Annotated in this window: 12 protein-coding genes, 5 tRNA genes and 3 rRNA genes; 18 read left to right on the plus strand and 2 right to left on the minus strand. The window is 50.0% G+C overall.

The annotated features are described in order from the left end of the window. The first annotated feature begins 2 nt into the window (after nt 1-2). The 7 genes from hemG to birA all read left to right on the plus strand — a co-directional run bounded on the left by hemG (nt 3) and on the right by birA (nt 8,141). On the plus strand, nt 3-539 hold the full coding sequence (gene hemG / locus NQH49_RS01155) for a menaquinone-dependent protoporphyrinogen IX dehydrogenase (protein ID WP_256698080.1): 537 nt from the start codon (nt 3-5) through the stop codon (nt 537-539). A 409-nt stretch (nt 540-948) separates the two neighbouring features. Beyond that, nucleotides 949-2,489 (plus strand): 16S ribosomal RNA (locus tag NQH49_RS01160). A gap of 89 nt (nt 2,490-2,578) precedes the next feature. Further along, a tRNA-Glu gene (locus NQH49_RS01165) sits at nt 2,579-2,653 on the plus strand. Between the two features lie 214 nt (nt 2,654-2,867). After that, nucleotides 2,868-5,773 (plus strand): 23S ribosomal RNA (locus tag NQH49_RS01170). Nucleotides 5,774-5,880: 107 nt separating this feature from the next. Further along, a 5S ribosomal RNA gene (rrf, locus tag NQH49_RS01175) occupies nt 5,881-5,996 on the plus strand. Together the 16S, 23S and 5S rRNA genes with 1 tRNA gene alongside form the textbook arrangement of a ribosomal RNA operon. A 148-nt stretch (nt 5,997-6,144) precedes the next feature. Next, a complete protein-coding gene (murB, locus tag NQH49_RS01180; RefSeq protein ID WP_256698081.1) occupies nt 6,145-7,182 on the plus strand; it encodes a UDP-N-acetylmuramate dehydrogenase in 1,038 nt (345 codons plus the stop codon). Then, on the plus strand, nt 7,179-8,141 hold the full coding sequence (gene birA / locus NQH49_RS01185) for a bifunctional biotin--[acetyl-CoA-carboxylase] ligase/biotin operon repressor BirA (protein ID WP_256698082.1): 963 nt from the start codon (nt 7,179-7,181) through the stop codon (nt 8,139-8,141). The genes murB and birA overlap by 4 nt, the downstream gene beginning before the upstream one ends. A 59-nt stretch (nt 8,142-8,200) precedes the next feature. Here birA and coaA read toward each other — a convergent pair whose 3' ends face one another. Together coaA and NQH49_RS01195 are read right to left on the minus strand one after the other, a co-directional pair. Further along, complete coding sequence (gene coaA, locus NQH49_RS01190; RefSeq protein ID WP_256698083.1) at nt 8,201-9,151, minus strand: type I pantothenate kinase; 951 nt, start codon at nt 9,149-9,151, stop codon at nt 8,201-8,203. Between the two features lie 202 nt (nt 9,152-9,353). Continuing rightward, entirely contained in the window at nt 9,354-9,911 is a 558-nt protein-coding gene (locus tag NQH49_RS01195) for a GNAT family N-acetyltransferase (RefSeq protein ID WP_256698084.1), read from the minus strand. 328 nt (nt 9,912-10,239) lie between these two features. Between NQH49_RS01195 and NQH49_RS01200 the strand changes: the two genes are divergently transcribed. The 11 genes from NQH49_RS01200 to rplL all read left to right on the plus strand — a co-directional run bounded on the left by NQH49_RS01200 (nt 10,240) and on the right by rplL (nt 15,765). Next, nucleotides 10,240-10,315: transfer RNA gene (locus NQH49_RS01200), tRNA-Thr, on the plus strand. Nucleotides 10,316-10,322: 7 nt separating this feature from the next. Further along, nucleotides 10,323-10,407, plus strand: a tRNA-Tyr gene (locus NQH49_RS01205). 192 nt (nt 10,408-10,599) lie between these two features. After that, nucleotides 10,600-10,674 (plus strand) — tRNA-Gly (locus NQH49_RS01210). Between the two features lie 5 nt (nt 10,675-10,679). Beyond that, nucleotides 10,680-10,755 (plus strand) — tRNA-Thr (locus NQH49_RS01215). A 107-nt stretch (nt 10,756-10,862) separates the two neighbouring features. Further along, on the plus strand, nt 10,863-12,047 hold the full coding sequence (gene tuf / locus NQH49_RS01220) for an elongation factor Tu (RefSeq protein ID WP_256697630.1): 1,185 nt from the start codon (nt 10,863-10,865) through the stop codon (nt 12,045-12,047). A 227-nt stretch (nt 12,048-12,274) separates the two neighbouring features. Continuing rightward, nucleotides 12,275-12,658 carry a preprotein translocase subunit SecE gene (gene secE, locus NQH49_RS01225; protein WP_008108388.1) on the plus strand — a complete coding sequence of 128 codons (384 nt, stop codon included), beginning with the start codon at nt 12,275-12,277 and terminating at the stop codon, nt 12,656-12,658. Between the two features lies 1 nt (nt 12,659). Then, nucleotides 12,660-13,205: a transcription termination/antitermination protein NusG gene (nusG, locus tag NQH49_RS01230; protein ID WP_008108391.1), complete on the plus strand. Its 546-nt coding sequence runs from the start codon at nt 12,660-12,662 to the stop codon at nt 13,203-13,205. A gap of 148 nt (nt 13,206-13,353) precedes the next feature. Beyond that, nucleotides 13,354-13,782 (plus strand): 50S ribosomal protein L11, encoded by a 429-nt coding sequence (gene rplK, locus NQH49_RS01235; protein ID WP_008108393.1) that lies wholly within the window; start codon nt 13,354-13,356, stop codon nt 13,780-13,782. A gap of 3 nt (nt 13,783-13,785) precedes the next feature. Beyond that, the gene (rplA, locus tag NQH49_RS01240) at nt 13,786-14,490 is read left to right on the plus strand and encodes a 50S ribosomal protein L1 (RefSeq protein ID WP_008108395.1); all 705 of its coding nucleotides are present in this window, start codon (nt 13,786-13,788) and stop codon (nt 14,488-14,490) included. Nucleotides 14,491-14,838: 348 nt separating this feature from the next. Further along, nucleotides 14,839-15,336 carry a 50S ribosomal protein L10 gene (gene rplJ / locus NQH49_RS01245; protein WP_007886294.1) on the plus strand — a complete coding sequence of 166 codons (498 nt, stop codon included), beginning with the start codon at nt 14,839-14,841 and terminating at the stop codon, nt 15,334-15,336. 66 nt (nt 15,337-15,402) lie between these two features. After that, nucleotides 15,403-15,765, plus strand: a complete 363-nt coding sequence (rplL, locus tag NQH49_RS01250; protein ID WP_256698085.1) for a 50S ribosomal protein L7/L12 — start codon at nt 15,403-15,405, stop codon at nt 15,763-15,765. Nucleotides 15,766-15,774: the final 9 nt, after the last annotated feature.

Below are 15,774 nucleotides of genomic sequence, written 5' to 3' on the forward strand. Positions count from 1 at the left end.
TAATGAAAGCGTTGATTCTGTATTCCAGCCGCGATGGGCAAACCCGTGACATTGCCGCGCGCATTGCGCAGACGTTAGTGCCGCATCAACTGTGTGACGTGATCGATCTACTGGGGGCAAACCAGATTGATTGGTTGCAGTACGATCGCGTGCTGATTGGTGCTTCGATCCGCTACGGTCATTTCAATCCGGCGTTGCTTAAGTTTGTTACGCAGCACAGAGCGCAGCTGCAGCAGCGCGTAAGCGGCTTCTTTAGTGTTAACCTCACGGCGCGTAAAGCCGATAAGTGCACGCCAGAGACCAATGCGTATACGCGCAAGTTCCTGGAGCAGTCACCGTGGCAACCCGATTGCTGTGCGGTTTTCGCTGGCGCGTTGCGTTATCCGCGTTATCGCTGGTTTGATCGCGTCATGATTCAATTCATTATGCGTATGACCGGCGGTGAAACCGATGCATCGAAAGAAGTGGAATACACTGATTGGAATAAAGTGGCGCTTTTTGCCCAGGATTTTGCGCAGTTACCAGGCAAATCGTTGTGAAATACAGCGTTGTGGCGAAATTTAGGTCGAACAGTAATTTATTTGCAATAAACCCTTGTCAGCTCCGAATAACTCCCTATAATGCGCCACCACTGAGACGGCAAAGCGGCAACGCAGACGGCTCAGCAGGGAGTGAAGAAATTCATCCCGCCGGATGAAAACGCTGAAAAAAGTGTTTGACTCCGAAGGAGAGTCGCGTAGTATACGCCACCTCGCGACAGACGGTTCAGCCGCTGCTCGCAACGCTCTTTAACAATTTATCAGACAATCTGTGTGGGCACTCGCAGGATTGATATCAGCGTCTTAGGACGCAACAAAATATCAAAGCCTCACGAGTGAACACATAATGAAATTCATTATGACGTTTTACAGATGAGCACCGCTGAACTTGTTTCAGCAAATCAAACTTAAATTGAAGAGTTTGATCATGGCTCAGATTGAACGCTGGCGGCAGGCCTAACACATGCAAGTCGAACGGTAGCACAGAGAGCTTGCTCTCGGGTGACGAGTGGCGGACGGGTGAGTAATGTCTGGGAAACTGCCCGATGGAGGGGGATAACTACTGGAAACGGTAGCTAATACCGCATAACGTCGCAAGACCAAAGTGGGGGACCTTCGGGCCTCACACCATCGGATGTGCCCAGATGGGATTAGCTAGTAGGTGGGGTAATGGCTCACCTAGGCGACGATCCCTAGCTGGTCTGAGAGGATGACCAGCCACACTGGAACTGAGACACGGTCCAGACTCCTACGGGAGGCAGCAGTGGGGAATATTGCACAATGGGCGCAAGCCTGATGCAGCCATGCCGCGTGTATGAAGAAGGCCTTCGGGTTGTAAAGTACTTTCAGCGGGGAGGAAGGCGGTGGAGTTAATAACTTCACCGATTGACGTTACCCGCAGAAGAAGCACCGGCTAACTCCGTGCCAGCAGCCGCGGTAATACGGAGGGTGCAAGCGTTAATCGGAATTACTGGGCGTAAAGCGCACGCAGGCGGTCTGTCAAGTCGGATGTGAAATCCCCGGGCTTAACCTGGGAACTGCATTCGAAACTGGCAGGCTAGAGTCTTGTAGAGGGGGGTAGAATTCCAGGTGTAGCGGTGAAATGCGTAGAGATCTGGAGGAATACCGGTGGCGAAGGCGGCCCCCTGGACAAAGACTGACGCTCAGGTGCGAAAGCGTGGGGAGCAAACAGGATTAGATACCCTGGTAGTCCACGCCGTAAACGATGTCGACTTGGAGGTTGTTCCCTTGAGGAGTGGCTTCCGGAGCTAACGCGTTAAGTCGACCGCCTGGGGAGTACGGCCGCAAGGTTAAAACTCAAATGAATTGACGGGGGCCCGCACAAGCGGTGGAGCATGTGGTTTAATTCGATGCAACGCGAAGAACCTTACCTACTCTTGACATCCACGGAATTTAGCAGAGATGCTTTAGTGCCTTCGGGAACCGTGAGACAGGTGCTGCATGGCTGTCGTCAGCTCGTGTTGTGAAATGTTGGGTTAAGTCCCGCAACGAGCGCAACCCTTATCCTTTGTTGCCAGCGGGTTATGCCGGGAACTCAAAGGAGACTGCCAGTGATAAACTGGAGGAAGGTGGGGATGACGTCAAGTCATCATGGCCCTTACGAGTAGGGCTACACACGTGCTACAATGGCGCATACAAAGAGAAGCGACCTCGCGAGAGCAAGCGGACCTCATAAAGTGCGTCGTAGTCCGGATCGGAGTCTGCAACTCGACTCCGTGAAGTCGGAATCGCTAGTAATCGTAGATCAGAATGCTACGGTGAATACGTTCCCGGGCCTTGTACACACCGCCCGTCACACCATGGGAGTGGGTTGCAAAAGAAGTAGGTAGCTTAACCTTCGGGAGGGCGCTTACCACTTTGTGATTCATGACTGGGGTGAAGTCGTAACAAGGTAACCGTAGGGGAACCTGCGGTTGGATCACCTCCTTACCTGAAGATACCTTCCCGCGCAGTGCTCACACAGATTGTCTGATAAAAAGTAATGAGCAAGACGGCTGCGAAGTCGTGACACTACCCGTGTCCCCTTCGTCTAGCGGTTAGGACTCCGCCCTTTCACGGCGGCAACAGGGGTTCGAATCCCCTAGGGGACGCCACTTGCTTGGTGACAGGTGAAAGGTGTCTCTACGAAGTATCTCAAAACTGACTTAACCGTCATGTTTGAGATATTGCTCTTTAACAATCCGGAACAAGCTGAAAATTGAAACGACGTGTTGGTTCATTTCTCCGTAATAGGAAATGAATAACAACATGTTCGAGTCTCTCAAATGCTTGCAGTCCGCAGCGTTGCAAAACGCCTGTGGGTTGTGAGGTTAAGCGACTAAGCGTACACGGTGGATGCCCTGGCAGTCAGAGGCGATGAAGGACGTGCTAATCTGCGTAAAGCGTCGGTAAGGTGATATGAACCGCTACAGCCGACGATGTCCGAATGGGGAAACCCGGTGCACTCAGTGCATCATCGCAACATGAATACATAGTGTTGCGAGGCGAACCTGGGGAACTGAAACATCTAAGTACCCAGAGGAAAAGAAATCAACCGAGATTCCCCCAGTAGCGGCGAGCGAACGGGGAACAGCCCAGAACCTGAATCAGTTTGTGCGTTAGTGGAAGCGTCTGGAAAGTCGCGCGATACCGGGTGATAGCCCCGTACACGAAAGTGCACATACTGTGAGTTCGAAGAGTAGGGCGGGACACGTGGTATCCTGTCTGAATATGGGGGGACCATCCTCCAAGGCTAAATACTCCTGACTGACCGATAGTGAACCAGTACCGTGAGGGAAAGGCGAAAAGAACCCCGGCGAGGGGAGTGAAACAGAACCTGAAACCGTGTACGTACAAGCAGTGGGAGCCTCTTTAATGGGGTGACTGCGTACCTTTTGTATAATGGGTCAGCGACTTATATTCTGTAGCAAGGTTAACCGTATAGGGGAGCCGCAGGGAAACCGAGTCTTAACTGGGCGTTAAGTTGCAGGGTATAGACCCGAAACCCGGTGATCTAGCCATGGGCAGGTTGAAGGTTGGGTAACACTAACTGGAGGACCGAACCGACTAATGTTGAAAAATTAGCGGATGACTTGTGGCTGGGGGTGAAAGGCCAATCAAACCGGGAGATAGCTGGTTCTCCCCGAAAGCTATTTAGGTAGCGCCTCGTGAACTCATCTTCGGGGGTAGAGCACTGTTTCGGCTAGGGGGCCATCCCGGCTTACCAACCCGATGCAAACTGCGAATACCGAAGAATGTTATCACGGGAGACACACGGCGGGTGCTAACGTCCGTCGTGAAGAGGGAAACAACCCAGACCGCCAGCTAAGGTCCCAAAGTCATGGTTAAGTGGGAAACGATGTGGGAAGGCACAGACAGCCAGGATGTTGGCTTAGAAGCAGCCATCATTTAAAGAAAGCGTAATAGCTCACTGGTCGAGTCGGCCTGCGCGGAAGATGTAACGGGGCTAAACCATGCACCGAAGCTGCGGCAGCGACACTATGTGTTGTTGGGTAGGGGAGCGTTCTGTAAGCCGTTGAAGGTGTGCTGTGAGGCATGCTGGAGGTATCAGAAGTGCGAATGCTGACATAAGTAACGATAAAGCGGGTGAAAAGCCCGCTCGCCGGAAGACCAAGGGTTCCTGTTCAACGTTAATCGGAGCAGGGTGAGTCGACCCCTAAGGCGAGGCTGAAAAGCGTAGTCGATGGGAAGCAGGTTAATATTCCTGCACTTGGTGTTACTGCGAAGGGGGGACGGAGAAGGCTAGGTTATCCGGGCGACGGTTGTCCCGGTTTAAGCGTGTAGGCTGATATCTTTGGTAAATCCGGGATATCTTAAGGCTGAGGCGTGACGACGAGCCACCACGGTGGTGAAGTAACTGATGCCCTGCTTCCAGGAAAAGCCTCTAAGCTCCAGGTAACACGAAATCGTACCCCAAACCGACACAGGTGGTCAGGTAGAGAATACCAAGGCGCTTGAGAGAACTCGGGTGAAGGAACTAGGCAAAATGGTGCCGTAACTTCGGGAGAAGGCACGCTGGCGCGTAGGTGAAGGGACTTGCTCCCGGAGCTGAAGCCAGTCGAAGATACCAGCTGGCTGCAACTGTTTATTAAAAACACAGCACTGTGCAAACACGAAAGTGGACGTATACGGTGTGACGCCTGCCCGGTGCCGGAAGGTTAATTGATGGGGTTATCCGCAAGGAGAAGCTCTTGATCGAAGCCCCGGTAAACGGCGGCCGTAACTATAACGGTCCTAAGGTAGCGAAATTCCTTGTCGGGTAAGTTCCGACCTGCACGAATGGCGTAATGATGGCCAGGCTGTCTCCACCCGAGACTCAGTGAAATTGAAATCGCTGTGAAGATGCAGTGTACCCGCGGCAAGACGGAAAGACCCCGTGAACCTTTACTATAGCTTGACACTGAACATTGAGCCTTGATGTGTAGGATAGGTGGGAGGCTTTGAAGCGTGGACGCCAGTCTGCGTGGAGCCAACCTTGAAATACCACCCTTTAATGTTTGATGTTCTAACGTAGGCCCGTGATCCGGGCTGCGGACAGTGTCTGGTGGGTAGTTTGACTGGGGCGGTCTCCTCCCAAAGAGTAACGGAGGAGCACGAAGGTTGGCTAATCCTGGTCGGACATCAGGAGGTTAGTGCAATGGCATAAGCCAGCTTGACTGCGAGAGTGACGGCTCGAGCAGGTGCGAAAGCAGGTCATAGTGATCCGGTGGTTCTGAATGGAAGGGCCATCGCTCAACGGATAAAAGGTACTCCGGGGATAACAGGCTGATACCGCCCAAGAGTTCATATCGACGGCGGTGTTTGGCACCTCGATGTCGGCTCATCACATCCTGGGGCTGAAGTAGGTCCCAAGGGTACGGCTGTTCGCCGTTTAAAGTGGTACGCGAGCTGGGTTTAGAACGTCGTGAGACAGTTCGGTCCCTATCTGCCGTGGGCGCTGGAGAATTGAGGGGGGTTGCTCCTAGTACGAGAGGACCGGAGTGAACGCACCACTGGTGTTCGGGTTGTCATGCCAATGGCACTGCCCGGTAGCTAAGTGCGGAAAAGATAAGTGCTGAAAGCATCTAAGCACGAAACTTGCCCCGAGATGAGTTCTCCCTGACTCCTTGAGAGTCCTGAAGGGACGTTGAAGACTACGACGTTGATAGGCCGGGTGTGTAAGCGCAGCGATGCGTTGAGCTAACCGGTACTAATGACCCGTGAGGCTTAACCTTACAACGCCAGAGGCGTTTTGGTCTGAGAGGCCTAAGATTTTCAGCTTGTTTTACGGATTAAAGATTTAGCGGAAGCGGATGTTATTCGTTTTTGCGCAAAGAATTTGCCTGGCGGCTTTAGCGCGGTGGTCCCACCTGACCCCATGCCGAACTCAGAAGTGAAACGCCGTAGCGCCGATGGTAGTGTGGGGTCTCCCCATGCGAGAGTAGGGAACTGCCAGGCATCAATTAAGTGAAGAAGCCCCGAACGAAAGTTCGGGGCTTTTTTACGTCGGCACATCAGTAATATCCCATCAGAAATACGAAAACATCAAACTAGCAACCTGCCGATCAGGTAAACTACGGCCAGATTAATCAGTAAAGGCCCTGAAATGTCCAGCCCCAATACATCCCTAGAAGCTTTCAACACCCTTGGTCTTGCGATCAATGCTCAAACGCTGACCATCGCTGAAACTCCTGACGCTATTACTCTTGCCTGGAAAAACAGTCAGCAATCAAACCTGCCCTTTATCGTATTAGGTGAAGGGAGCAACGTACTGTTTCTGGAAGATTTCAGCGGGTCTGTAGTCGTTAATGCGATTAAAGGCATAACTATCGAAGAGCATGATGAAGCATGGCATTTACATGTTGGTGCTGGCGAAAATTGGCATGCTTTAGTCGAGCAGATGCTAAAGAAAGGCATTACAGGACTGGAAAACCTGGCGCTAATTCCCGGCATGGCAGGCTCAGCACCTATTCAAAATATCGGTGCTTATGGTGTCGAATTTAAAGATATCTGTCATTACGTTGACGTTTTACATCTTCCAACGCAAAAGATTATTCGTTTGTACCGGGAAGAGTGCCAGTTTGGCTACCGCGATAGTGTTTTCAAACATGCAATGAAGAATGACTATGTCATTGTTGCAGTGGGATTACGCCTGGCGAAACAGTGGAAACCTGTTCTGACTTATGGCGATCTAACTAAATTAAACCCAGCAACAGTCTGTGCGTGGGATGTATTCATTGCTGTTTGTCATATGCGTCAAAGCAAACTGCCTGACCCAAAAATTACAGGCAATGTGGGAAGTTTCTTCAAGAATCCGCTCATCACCGCTGAGCATGCAACTGCGCTAGTTAAGCAGTGGCCATCCATTCCTCATTATCCTCAGGTCAGCGGTGAAATGAAATTAGCAGCTGGCTGGTTGATCGACCAATGCGGCCTTAAAGGCTTTCGTGTTGGCGGTGCCGCAGTTCACCGACAACAGGCTTTGGTACTGATTAATGAAGATCATGCCACTCCACAGGATATTGTCGATTTGGCGCATCAGGTCAGAAATAGAGTCGGTCAAAAATTTGATGTTTGGCTGGAGCCAGAAGTGCGCTTTATAGGTGCTCGAGGCGAGCGTAACGCCGTTGAGGTAATTTCATGAAAGATAATAGCGTGCCGTTAAAGTTGGTGGCATTGGTGGCTGATGGTGAATTTCACTCTGGTGAACAACTGGGCGAAGCACTTGGCATGAGCCGTGCAGCGATCAATAAACATATACAGACCCTGAAAAGCTGGGGTCTGGATGTCTATACGGTGACGGGTAAAGGCTACAGCTTACCGCAACCTATCCAGTTACTGGATGAAGAAGTCATTCTATCTCACCTGCATCAACCTAATCTGGCGGTGATTCCTGTTATCGATTCTACCAATCAGTATTTGCTGGATCGGATGGATAAATTGCCGTCTGGCTATGCGTGCATTGCCGAATATCAGCAAGCAGGGCGCGGACGTCGCGGCCGTAAGTGGTTTTCTCCATTTGGCTCCAACCTGTATATGTCCATGTATTGGCGCCTGGAGCAGGGGCCAGCCGCGGCGATGGGCCTGAGTCTGGTGATTGGTATCATCATGGCAGAGGTGATTCAATCATTAGGTGCGCCGAATGTCCGGGTTAAGTGGCCAAATGACCTCTATCTTAACGATCGTAAACTTGCCGGTATTTTAGTTGAGTTAACCGGTAAAACCGGCGATGCCGCTCAGATCGTTATAGGTGCGGGCGTCAATTTGCTGATGTGTTCAGAAGGTACGGCGGAAATTAATCAGGGTTGGATTAATCTTCAGGAAGCTGGTGTTGATATTGATCGCAACGAGTTGGCTGCAAAGTTGATCAATAGCCTTCGTGAAGCGTTACCCATCTTTGAGCGCGATGGTTTGGCACCTTTTGTCTCTCGCTGGGAAGCGCTTGATAACTTCATTAATCGCCCAGTAAAGCTACTTATTGGGGATCGTGAGGTATATGGCATTGCGCGTGGTATTGATAAGCAGGGCGGTTTATTGCTGGAGCAGGACGGAGTCATTAAATCCTGGGTCGGGGGCGAGATTTCACTGCGCCCAGACAATTAATTCATACCAACTAAAAAATAAAATGCCCACACTCTTTTATGGGCATTTCATTAAAAAAACTATTTTCTCAAACGTACACTTTGCACAGCATGATCAGCCGACTTAGTCATAATAAGGCTGGCCCGCTCACGTGTAGGCAGGATATTTTCCTTTAAATTAAGCCAGTTAATCTCTTTCCAAAGCCCGCGCGCAATATTGAGTGCATCTTCTTCTGGTAATTGCGAATAGTGATGGAAATAAGAGTCCGGATCGCTAAACGCGCCCTCACGGAATTTCAAAAATCGATTTACATACCAGCTCTCGAGTAAGGACTCTGGTGCATCGACGTAAATTGAAAAATCGACGAAGTCAGACACAAATACGTGATGAGGATCGTGAGGATAGTCCATACCGCTTTGCAGCACATTCAATCCTTCAAGAATAAGAATATCAGGCTGTTGTACAACCTTATCGCCATCCGGAATGACATCGTAAATCAGATGAGAATAAACCGGCGCTGTCACCTGGCTGGCACCTGATTTTAAATCAGAGACGAAGTTAACGAGGCGATGCATATCGTAAGATTGTGGGAACCCTTTTTTCTTCATCAGACCGCGCTCTTTGAGCACGGAATTAGGATGCAAAAAACCATCAGTAGTGATCAGTTCTACTTTACGGTGTTCTGGCCAGCGGCTAAGCAGCGCCTGAAGCACACGAGCGGTTGTGCTTTTTCCTACCGCAACGCTGCCGGCAATACTGATGATATAAGGGATTTTCTGCCCATTAGTGCCAAGGAATTGCTCAAGCACTGCCTGACGACGCAGATTAGAACTGATATAGAAATTAAGCAGACGCGAAAGCGGCAGATAAATCTCGGCCACTTCTTCTAATGAAAGGTCTTCATTGATACCACGCAGACGCTCAATTTCACCTTCAGCCAACGTCATTGGTACTGAATCGCGCAGTGCTGCCCATTGCTGGCGATTAAACTGCAAATAGGGCGTAGTAAGAGGTGTCGTTTTTTTACTCATAAGCATGCATTTGAGTGCAAATTCTGATTAATCAACACCTTGCTGCATTAGGCAAACAACGATGTATCAAACTCAATTGCACATCACAGGGGTAATTAACGAGAACAATGGGCAGGAGGGTAACACCAGTGTGACTTTAAAAAGAAGTAAAATGATAAATAGGAGCACGCTTTCGCAAGCGTGCCCGCATTTTTCTTGTCGGTCAGTAGCTTGTCACTACATTTTCTGCTGGGCGGGCGCGCAGACGTTTATAGTAAATCGCGCCGGGATGAGGATGCCCATCTGCGCATAATGCATAGTCGGGCAATTCCCCTAAATAGTGGTAGCCATGCGAACGGTAGAAATTTTCTGCCACAGAACCCGCAATGACATCCAAATAAAGCAGACCACGTTGATAGCTTTCTGCCTTGTGCTCAAGCGTCTGTATTAATCTACGCCCGATCCCTTCTCGTTGAGCGCTGGAATGAACGAGCAGCTGTAAAACCTCCGCGCGATTTTGTCCATTTGGGCGCTGACAAATGTTGAGCTGTATGCTTCCCACCACAACCGAGTCGATGATAGCGATCCATAACAGCAGCTCATGGTGTGCCATTTGGTTGCGCAAGCTATGAAAATAACGCTCGGCATCCTGATACTGTTGCATCTTTTGCGAATGTTGGAATGCCGAAGTCATATTGTTTTTTACCGCGTCTATCATCAGGGCAGCCAAAGCCTCGCGATAACGGGGTAATGTTTCTGCAGTAATCTGAACAATATTCATACGACACACTCCATTTAATGACCCGATTTAATAGATAAGCAAAATGCGGGCCAGCCGAAAAAATGGCTGTGGAGGAGGTTTTCACAAAAAAAGTCTAAAATTTGCACAGGAGAAAGGCAGTGCGCTTCAAATATGTGCATTGGCAATGATGTTGATACAGAGAAAATCAATCGACAGAGTGATGTAAAAATGGACATGTTTTGGATGATTTTACTGCATGAGATAGCTAATTTGAGATGATTTGCACAAATAGTAAGCGATAGAACAATTTTGGCGATTTTTTTGTTGCATCCTTCTTCGGGTCTTCCTAGAATGCGCTCCACTTGATGCCGGCTTAGCTCAGTTGGTAGAGCAACTGACTTGTAATCAGTAGGTCACCAGTTCGATTCCGGTAGCCGGCACCATCAAGTAGGTGGGATTCCCGAGCGGCCAAAGGGAGCAGACTGTAAATCTGCCGTCACAGACTTCGAAGGTTCGAATCCTTCTCCCACCACCATCTCAACCTCCTGGTTGGGCATCAGATAAAGTCTTTATCTGATGGGTGAGTTCTTCATCTCTCACCTTCGAATTTCAGATTGCGCATTAGCGTAATCAAAGTTGGTCAGAAACTCTGACCGGCTCGAATAATAGAAGGTCTTCTTTTATTATTCATAAGCTACAGAAAGAACAGGTAGCCGAGTTCCAGGATGCGGGCATCGTATAATGGCTATTACCTCAGCCTTCCAAGCTGATGATGCGGGTTCGATTCCCGCTGCCCGCTCCAGATGTGCTGATATGGCTCAGTTGGTAGAGCGCACCCTTGGTAAGGGTGAGGTCCCCAGTTCGACTCTGGGTATCAGCACCACTTCCTTTATCTCTCTCCTGATTCTCTCTCTGTAAACCAAACAGTCAGGCCTTGCCTGGTTGATATGACGATATCTTCGATATATCCGTGTCTTAGAGGGACTAGCGATGGCTAAAGAGCAATTTCAGCGTAACAAACTGCACGTAAACGTCGGCACCATCGGTCACGTTGACCATGGTAAAACCACTCTGACTGCAGCAATCACCACCGTTCTGGCTAAAACCTACGGCGGTAAGGCAAGCAAATTCGACGAGATCGATAAAGCGCCAGAAGAGAAAGCACGTGGCATCACCATCAACACCTCTCACGTTGAATATGAAACCCCGACTCGCCACTATGCGCACGTTGACTGCCCAGGCCACGCCGACTATGTGAAAAACATGATCACCGGTGCTGCGCAGATGGACGGCGCGATCCTGGTTGTTGCTGCGACTGATGGCCCTATGCCACAGACTCGTGAGCACATCCTGCTGGGTCGTCAGGTTGGCGTTCCTTACATCATCGTGTTCCTGAACAAGTGCGACATGGTTGATGATGAAGAGCTGCTGGAACTGGTTGAGATGGAAGTACGTGACCTGCTGTCAGCATATGACTTCCCAGGCGACGACACTCCAATCGTTCGTGGTTCTGCTCTGAAAGCGCTGGAAGGCGAAGCTGAGTGGGAAGCTAAAATCATTGAGCTGGCTGAGCATCTGGATACTTATATCCCAGAGCCAGTTCGTGCAATCGACATGCCGTTCCTGCTGCCAATCGAAGACGTATTCTCAATCTCTGGCCGTGGTACTGTTGTTACCGGTCGTGTTGAGCGCGGTATCGTTAAAGTGGGCGACGAAGTTGAAGTTGTTGGCCTTAAAGATACAGTGAAATCAACCTGTACTGGCGTTGAAATGTTCCGCAAACTGCTGGACCAGGGTCAGGCAGGCGAGAACTGTGGTGTTCTGCTGCGTGGTATCAAGCGTGAAGACATCGAGCGTGGCCAGGTTCTGGCTAAGCCGGGTTCAATCAAGCCACACACCCAGTTCACTTCAGAAGTTTACGTTCTGTCTAAAGATGAAGGCGGCCGTCATACTCCGTTCTTCAAAGGCTACCGTCCTCAGTTCTACTTCCGTACTACTGACGTGACCGGTGACGTTCAGCTGCCAGAAGGCGTTGAGATGGTAATGCCAGGCGACAACGTAAAAATGACCGTAACTTTGATCAAGCCAATCGCTATGGATCAGGGTCTGCGTTTCGCAATCCGTGAAGGCGGCCGTACTGTTGGTGCGGGTGTTGTTGCTGAAATTATCGCTTAATTGCGATAACATTTGACGCAATGCACAAGGAAAGGGCATCATTTGATGCCCTTTTTGCACGCTGTTACATAGAACCTGGCTCATCAGTGATTTTCAATCATAATCATTGTTGAGACAGGCTCTGTTTCACGGCGTTGGATACCGAGTTACGCTCAAAAGCTCATTCGGTTTGGATGCCTCGCTCTGCGGGGCAGAATAGTTTCTGAATTATTGTGGCAGGTTGGTTTATGAGTGCGAATACCGAAGCTCAAGGAAGCGGGCGCGGCCTTGAAGCGATGAAATGGGTAGTTGTGATCGCATTGCTCCTGGTAGCAATTGTCGGCAACTATATTTATCGCGATGTAACTCTGCCGCTGCGTGCGCTGGCTGTAGTAGTGCTGATTGCTGCAGCAGGCGGCATCGCACTGCTGACAATCAAAGGCAAAGCGACTGTGGCATTTGCCCGTGAAGCAAGAACCGAAATGCGTAAGGTCATTTGGCCAACTCGCCAGGAAACATTGCACACCACGTTAATCGTTGCCGCGGTAACTGCCGTGATGTCACTGATTTTGTGGGGGCTGGATGGTATTCTGGTCCGTCTGGTATCGTTTATCACTGGCCTGAGGTTCTGAGATGTCTGAAGCTCCAAAAAAACGCTGGTACGTCGTTCAGGCGTTCTCCGGTTTTGAAGCTCGCGTAGCTAAATCGCTGCACGAGCATATCAAACTGCACAACATGGAAGAGCTTTTTGGCGAAGTCATGGTGCCGACTGAAGAAGTCGTCGAGATCCGTGGTGGCCAACGTCGCAAAAGCGAACGTAAATTCTTTCCTGGCTACGTATTGGTCCAGATGGTAATGAATGACGCCAGCTGGCACTTGGTACGCAGTGTACCGCGTGTGATGGGCTTTATCGGCGGAACGTCCGATCGTCCTGCGCCAATCAGTGATAAAGAAGTTGATGCGATTATGAACCGCCTGCAGCAGGTTGGTGATAAGCCGCGTCCAAAAACGCTGTTCGAGCCAGGCGAAATGGTGCGCGTCAGCGACGGTCCGTTTGCCGATTTCAACGGTGTGGTCGAAGAAGTGGACTACGAGAAGAGCCGCTTGAAAGTTTCTGTTTCCATCTTTGGCCGTGCAACGCCAGTGGAACTCGACTTCGCTCAGGTGGAAAAAGCTTAACCCTATTGTTCACTTTTTAGCTCTTGCGGAAGGCGCGAAATTTACCTATAATTTCGCGCCTTTTGTTTTTATGCGCTGCTATTAGCGTGTAAATCGTTATCACGGGGAGCCTGTTTTTCAGGCGCTAAAACCCAATTGAGGAAATATCATGGCCAAGAAAGTACAAGCCTACGTCAAGCTGCAGGTTGCAGCTGGTATGGCTAACCCAAGCCCGCCTGTTGGTCCAGCTCTGGGTCAGCAGGGTGTTAACATCATGGAATTCTGCAAAGCGTTTAACGCTAAGACAGAATCTCTGGAGAAAGGCCTGCCTACTCCAGTTGTTATCACCGTATACAGCGACCGTTCCTTCACTTTCGTTACCAAAACGCCTCCGGCTGCCGTTCTGCTGAAAAAAGCAGCGGGCATCAAGTCTGGTTCTGGTAAGCCGAACAAAGATAAAGTCGGTAAAGTGACTCGTGCTCAGGTACGTGAAATCGCAGAAACTAAAGCTGCGGACATGACAGGTTCTGACGTAGAAGCGATGACTCGCTCTATCGAAGGTACTGCTCGTTCCATGGGCCTGGTAGTAGAGGATTAAGAAATGGCTAAGCTGACCAAGCGCATGAGCGTAATTCGCGACAAAGTTGACGCGACCAAGCAGTACGACATCACCGAAGCTGTTGCTCTGTTGAAAGAACTGGCTACCGCTAAGTTTGTTGAAAGCGTTGACGTTGCTGTTAACCTCGGCATCGATGCACGTAAATCTGATCAGAACGTGCGCGGCGCGACCGTTCTGCCACACGGTACTGGTCGTTCAGTACGTGTTGCCGTCTTCACCCAAGGTGCAAACGCTGAAGCTGCTAAAGCAGCTGGCGCAGAGCTGGTTGGTATGGAAGACCTGGCTGAGCAGATCAAAAAAGGCGAAATGAACTTTGACGTTGTTATTGCATCTCCAGATGCAATGCGCGTTGTTGGCCAGTTGGGCCAGGTTCTGGGCCCACGCGGTCTGATGCCAAACCCGAAAGTTGGTACTGTAACCCCTAACGTTGCTGAAGCAGTTAAAAATGCTAAAGCAGGTCAGGTTCGTTATCGTAACGACAAAAACGGCATCATCCACACCACCATCGGTAAAGTGGATTTTGACACTGACAAATTGAAAGAAAACCTGGAATCCCTGCTGGTTGCGCTGAAAAAAGCTAAGCCATCTCAGGCGAAAGGCGTGTACATCAAGAAAGTCAGCATCTCTACCACCATGGGCGCCGGCGTTGCCGTTGACCAGGCTGGTCTGAGCGCATCAGCAAACTAATTGCTGCTTGTAACGGGCGAAAAATTCATCTAGAATCTTACGCCCGTTGTTCTGGTTGTTAACGCAATTCAGAACCCAGATTCAAAGTGAGTGAATGACAAAGTCTAAACGCTTAGTTATTCAATCGCTTAGGTTGGAGCCAGGCCTTATCCTGGCCTCCGTCCGAGACCGCAGGAGCAGAATATTTTCGGATATCTTGCTTAATACCCTGCGTAGACGGTGACAGAACCAAAAAGAATTTTTTCTTCGCTGGATTCTGCTCACCGTGTAATAGCGCTTATCGCCTTCGGGTGAATGAGTGAAGTGAGTTCCGGGAAATTATTCCCGGCCAATCCAGGAGCAAAGCTAATGGCATTAAATCTTCAAGGCAAACAAGCGATTGTTGCTGAAGTTAGCGAAGTAGCCAAAGGCGCGCTTTCAGCGGTTGTTGCGGATTCCCGCGGCGTAACCGTTGATAAAATGACCGAACTGCGTAAAGCAGGTCGTGAAGCTGGCGTTTACATGCGTGTTGTTCGTAACACCCTGCTGCGCCGCGTCGTTGAAGGTACTCCTTTCGAGTGCCTGAAAGACACGTTTGTTGGTCCGACCCTGATTGCATACTCTTTGGAACACCCGGGCGCTGCTGCTCGTCTGTTCAAAGATTTCGCTAAAGCGAATGCAAAATTTGAGGTCAAAGCTGCAGCCTTTGAAGGTGAGCTGATCACGGCGGCCAATATTGACCGTCTGGCAACTCTGCCGACTTACGAAGAAGCACTGGCACGTCTGATGTCGACCATGAAAGAAGCCGCTGCTGGCAAACTGGTCCGTACTCTGGCTGCTGTGCGCGATGCAAAAGAAGCGGCTTAAGGCCAAATTCTTTTCCTTCGTGCTTGCTAACGTATAAACTTTTTCTGATTTTTAGGAACAATCGATATGTCTATCACTAAAGACCAAATTCTGGAAGCTGTTGCCGCTATGTCCGTAATGGAAGTAGTTGAGCTGGTTTCTGCTATGGAAGAAAAATTCGGCGTTTCTGCTGCTGCTGCTGTAGCTGTTGCTGCTGGCCCAGCTGAAGCTGTTGAAGAGAAAACTGAATTCGACGTAATTCTGAAAGCTGCTGGCGCTAACAAAGTCGCAGTAATCAAAGCGGTACGTACTGCAACTGGCCTGGGCTTGAAAGAAGCTAAAGACCTGGTTGAAGCTACTGGCGCAATCAAAGAAGGCATCAGCAAAGATGACGCAGCTGCTCTGGAAGCACTGCTGAAAGAAGCTGGCGCTGACGTTGAAGTTAAGTAAGACAACCTT

This window comes from Pantoea trifolii, assembly GCF_024506435.1.
In the GTDB taxonomy this organism is placed as follows: domain Bacteria; phylum Pseudomonadota; class Gammaproteobacteria; order Enterobacterales; family Enterobacteriaceae; genus Pantoea; species Pantoea trifolii.